The sequence below is a fragment of the Nocardia sp. NPDC004722 genome (assembly GCF_053601505.1).
In genome coordinates this window covers 1-566 of sequence record NZ_JBSGBY010001124.1, presented here as the reverse complement: position 1 = coordinate 566, position 566 = coordinate 1, and the positions used below count along the sequence as shown (strand labels likewise).

Below are 566 nucleotides of genomic sequence, written 5' to 3'. Positions count from 1 at the left end.
TCACGCAGGGCGGCGAGTGGATCGCGGTGCTCGCCGATCAGATGATCGACACCCAGGGCCTCGCTCATGCGGCGGCCGTAGTTGCCCTCGCCGACCGTCCGCTCGCGCACACCGGGCGGCGGCGAGCCACGGAAAATGTGCTCCGCGGCCGCGCGCATGGCGGGTGAGGCCATCACCGGATTCGCCGGAATCGGCCGCTCCTGCTGCGGCACCGCCATTTCCGCCGTCGGAGCCTCGTGCACCGCCACCTCACCGGACGCCGCCGCAACATGCGGCTGTGCCTCGGCCCCGTGCGGCTGCGCGGCCAAATCCGGCTGCGTCGGCGTGTAGCCCGGCCGAGCAGGATCCGAACCCACCTGCCCCGCACGCGGATCCGCACCCTGAGCGCCTTCGCCGTCCAACCCGGCGAACGCCACCCGCGGATCAGGCCCGGTCGGCTGCCTACCATCCGACCCCTTCGCCCCTCCAGCCGATTCCTCCTCACCGCCACCGGCATGCGGAGCCACCGGCGGGGGGCCATCCGAACCACGACCCGCACCACCGGCAGCGGGATCCAAGCCTGCCCA

The 566-nt window shown here is 73.1% G+C and carries 1 protein-coding gene; it reads right to left on the bottom strand.

The window, feature by feature from the left end:
* On the bottom strand, nt 1–416 hold a 416-nt coding region (locus ACWELQ_RS46250; protein WP_452403281.1), incomplete at its 3' end, for a hypothetical protein.
* Between the last annotated feature and the right edge of the window lie 150 nt (nt 417–566).